This window comes from Alteromonas sp. S167, from assembly GCF_036864375.1.
Lineage (GTDB): Bacteria > Pseudomonadota > Gammaproteobacteria > Enterobacterales > Alteromonadaceae > Alteromonas.
In genome coordinates this window covers 1-4,077 of sequence record NZ_JAZETR010000018.1, presented here as the reverse complement: position 1 = coordinate 4,077, position 4,077 = coordinate 1, and the positions used below count along the sequence as shown (strand labels likewise).

General features: G+C 43.0%; 5 protein-coding genes. All 5 read right to left on the bottom strand.

Translation table 11 applies throughout. The features are described from left to right. Window positions 1-321 (bottom strand): hypothetical protein (locus tag V7R35_RS17650; protein WP_334016196.1); only part of this gene is annotated, 321 nt, incomplete at its 3' end. 127 nt (window positions 322-448) lie between these two features. Further along, a complete protein-coding gene (locus V7R35_RS17645) occupies window positions 449-931 on the bottom strand; it encodes a tetratricopeptide repeat protein (protein ID WP_334016194.1) in 483 nt (160 codons plus the stop codon). Between the two features lie 112 nt (window positions 932-1,043). Then, window positions 1,044-1,469 (bottom strand): energy transducer TonB, encoded by a 426-nt coding sequence (locus tag V7R35_RS17640; RefSeq protein WP_334016192.1) that lies wholly within the window; start codon window positions 1,467-1,469, stop codon window positions 1,044-1,046. 1,024 nt (window positions 1,470-2,493) lie between these two features. Continuing rightward, the gene (locus V7R35_RS17635; protein ID WP_334016191.1) at window positions 2,494-2,784 is read right to left on the bottom strand and encodes a hypothetical protein; all 291 of its coding nucleotides are present in this window, start codon (window positions 2,782-2,784) and stop codon (window positions 2,494-2,496) included. A 955-nt stretch (window positions 2,785-3,739) separates the two neighbouring features. Further along, the gene (locus V7R35_RS17630) at window positions 3,740-4,051 is read right to left on the bottom strand and encodes a hypothetical protein (RefSeq protein ID WP_334016190.1); all 312 of its coding nucleotides are present in this window, start codon (window positions 4,049-4,051) and stop codon (window positions 3,740-3,742) included. Window positions 4,052-4,077 lie beyond the last annotated feature (26 nt).

Sequence of the window (4,077 nt, the reverse complement as noted above, 5' to 3'; positions counted from 1 at the left end):
GCTACCATGCTTACCGTACCTAGCGTTTGCAACAAGTAGGCACGGGATTGGAATGAGTGAAGCTACACAAAGCAGTATTGCCATACCAATTTCGTTAACCAACCCCAAATACCAAATAAATGCAATTAGTCCTATTAGCACTCCCAGTATTAGAACAGAATAACCTATCCATTTTGCATACGCTTCAGGATTTGAAATTTTTGACTCGTCCCAACCAGCAATGAGCCCTCTCATTTGTTTTACCGCAATAAGATAACCGATTGCGATGCAAGGCAATGCGCCTGCAAAAATCATAATAATAAGTCCGAAAAAATAATCCATCCAATTTTCCTTTTGGTAGCTAACACCCCACTAAGGGGCGCTAACACATGGGCTAAAATTAGGAACGAAGTGACGCAGCCCATGTGTTAGCGTCCCAACGAGCAGCGCGAGTGCCTTTAGTGGTTTGTTATATGGAAGAACTACCACTGAGTCTGATCGCTTGTTGGTTACCATTTTTTGAAGATCTTTCTAGCCAATATATGGCCAACTCTTTGTTCGCCACAACACCTTGTCCTTTTGAGAGCATTAGGTAAAGAATTAACTGAGCATGATCATGCCCAAGTTCTGCCGCTAACTTGTATAGCTGAAATGCTTTTTCATAACTCTGTTCAGTACCGTTGCCCTGATAATGAAGTTCTGCTAACAATGTTATTGAACTAGCGTTACCATTCATTGCTGATTTTTTACACCACTCATACGCCTTTTTGTAGTTCTTTTCTGCGCCATCATAACCGTAAGAATGGCGGTAGCATAAAGCATGGATAGCTGAAGGATTTCCTTCATTTGCTAGTACAGAAACATCTTTGTACGTCATATCGATAATGGCAATGTTGTTTGGTTGAGATGCGCACCCAAACATTAATAAAGAAAAAGCTAATAGATATCTCAATGTATGGGTCCCTCCTCCATATAACACCCCAAGAAGGGGCAATGACACGTGGGCTATAATACGGAACGAAGTGACGGGAGCCCACGTGTTATTGTCCCGCTTACTTGGTTTGTTATGCGTCGTCTACTATGCACTCAGCTACCTTCATTACAGGGCTGGTACTAAAATCAAGTTGCAAGGTTGTAATTGCAGGCTGACGTAGATTGTTTAATTCCGTAGGCTGCCACCTGAATTTTTTTAGTGATTTTTTTGCTGACCCTATAAATATAGAGCCTGGTATCGCCTTAATAACTTGGATGTCTTGTGCTTTCCCATCACTGTTGATCACAAATGAAAAATCGACACAACCACTTATTCCCTGCTTTGCCGCATTTATAGGATATTTCGGGTAGTCAGTTTTCGAAACAATCCACATTTCTTCAAGGGCATCTTTCTTACCAATAAGATCAATTGGTTGTAACTCGTTGTCCTTGACTTCGGGAGTTGTGCTACAAGCTGATAGTGCTAAGACACTAGTCAAAAATAGAATCCTTCTCATTGTCTTCCTCCGTTATTTACTGTGACGCATAACTTTAAGCTAAGCGGCGCAGTTGCGTGGGGCATAATGGCGAAGCCGCCCCGCGTAACTGCGTCCGAACGACCGAAGGGAGTGACTTGAGCGCTTTGTTAGAAGCAGAGCCTGTTCCTTTGGCCTAGTTAAAAACTAATGAAGTCAGCATACGATTGATTATTAACACAAACAAGTAAAACAACAGCGCAGTGATGGTATTGATTTGACTGAAGCAAGCCGCCCTATGAGTTGCCGAGTGCAATGGCGCTTGCCGGGTAAAATAAGAACTTGTTGGTAAAGCGCCTATTGCGCAACCTTTGAAGTAAGCGCGGTGACATTAAAACTACCAAAGCTTGGGCGATGTTGGAAACAATAGAATAGGGCGGTTGAACTGTTATTTGTATTAAGCGAAACGCAGTTTAGGCTGACGCCTTCTAACTTTTAAATAAGGGGCGATAACGCGTAGGGCATAATAGCGAAGCGGCCCTGCGTGTTAGCGTCCCAACGAGCGACAGCGAGTGACTTTATTTTTTTGTTATGTGCGTGCATGAAACTGCCTAAGAATGATAATGCCACATATTGAAAACGAAGCTAGGGACACTAACAAAGGTAACCCAAACGAAATTATAAAACCTACTGAGATTAACAAGGCATAGCCAATGCAAAAGTTTGCTGCGCTTAGTTTGGAGACATTTGGAAATTTAAAAGAAGAATAGATTCCGATAGAGATACTTATAAGCCCCAAAACACAACCAAAAATTAAAAGAAAAGCTCCGAGCTCAGTGGGTGGTCCAAGTATAAGCATACTTGTACCCAGTAATGTTAACGGAATAAGGACAATTGCATTAACGAGAACAAAGGTTATAAGCAGTATTTTTTGGTCTTTTAATTCCATTTTTACCTTTAAAGCACATAACTTTTCAATAACGGGCGCAGGCACGTAGGGCATAATGGCGAAGCGGCCCTGCGTGTATGCGTCCCAGCGAACGAAGTGAGTGAGTTTATTGAGTTGTTATATTTCACTAAGCTCACCATACCTCAAATACATGAGTTCACAGTCCTCAGGATGTTTCCAAGAGGCCTCGGGGTTAATTTCTATACTTTCATCTAAAGCAATGTTTGGGAAATCGGAAACCACTTCGGCTACTGCACAAGATAGCGCGTCGATGTGATTTTCTGTGGCCTGTTCATCTAGAACTGCAACGAATCTTAGTGTTTCTGAACTTATAGAAGCTCGAATAAATCGTAATGACGGTGGTACTTGGCCCAACAAAGCTCTTTGAACAGACAAGCTTAATTCCATTGAATCCTCCGTGAAATATAACTTTAAGCTAAGCGGCGCAGTTGCGTGGGGCATAATGGCGAAGCCGCCCCGCGTAACTGCGTCCGAACGACCGAAGGGAGTGACTTGAGCGCTTTGTTAGAAGCAGAGCCTGCTCCCTTGGCCTATTTAAAAACTAATAAAGCCAGCATACGATTGATTATTAACACAAACAAGTAAAACAACAGCGCAGTGATGGTATTGATTTGACTGAAGCAAGCCGCCCTATGAGTTGCCGAGTGCAATGGCGCTTGCCGGGTAAAGTAAGAACTTGTTGGTAAAGCGCCTATTGCGCAACCTTTGATGTAAGCGCGGTGACATTAAAACTACCAAGGCTTGGGCGATGTTGGAAACAACAGAATAGGGTGGTTGAACTGATATTTTTATAAAGCCAAACGTAGTTTAGGCTGGCGCCTTCTAACTTTAAGCTAAGCGGCGCAGTTGCGTGGGGCATAATGGCGAAGCCGCCCCGCGTAAATGCGTCCGAACGACCGAAGGGAGTGACTTCAGCGCTTTGTTAGAAGCAGAGCCTATTCCCTTGGCATTTTTAAAAACTGATAAAGCCAGCATACGATTGATTATTAACACAAACAAGTGAAACAACAGCGCAGAGATGGTTTTGATTTGACTGAAGCAAGCCGCCATTTGAACTGTCGGACGCATTGGCGCTTGCTGACGTTGAATAAGAACTTGGCGATAAAGCGCCTAATGCGCAACCTTTGAAGTTAGTGCGGCGAAGTTAAAACCACCAAAAGCCAGAGCGATTTTTGAAACAACAGGTGAGGGTGGTTGAACTGATTTTTTTATTAAGCGAAACGCAGTTTAGGCTGACGCCTTCTAACACCCTAATAAGGGGCAAATACTTGTTGGCGAAAATGCGGAACGCGCCAACGAGTATTTGTCCCAGTGACCGCAGGGAACGAGCTTGATTTGTTTGTTATACATCAGTGAGCCATCCATATAATGCGATGCAACCACATAAGAAACTAAAAACTACATAAGGAACCATATTTACTCGCATACCTTGCACCGATGGTTCTTTACCCATGTATTCTTTGCGCTTACCTAACAGCGGCCCCGCCATGTAAAAAACGAGGCTGACGAACAGCCAGCAATACATAGCCCCTTTGACTATTGAAACAGAACCAGACCAGACAAGAAAGAACATTAAGATGGCAGCCAAGATCGCGACAAGGATTACGCCATACTTATATCCGTTGCTTGGTTTTTCGTTAGTAATAAAATCCATTTAAATAGCTCAATTACAATGGTGTA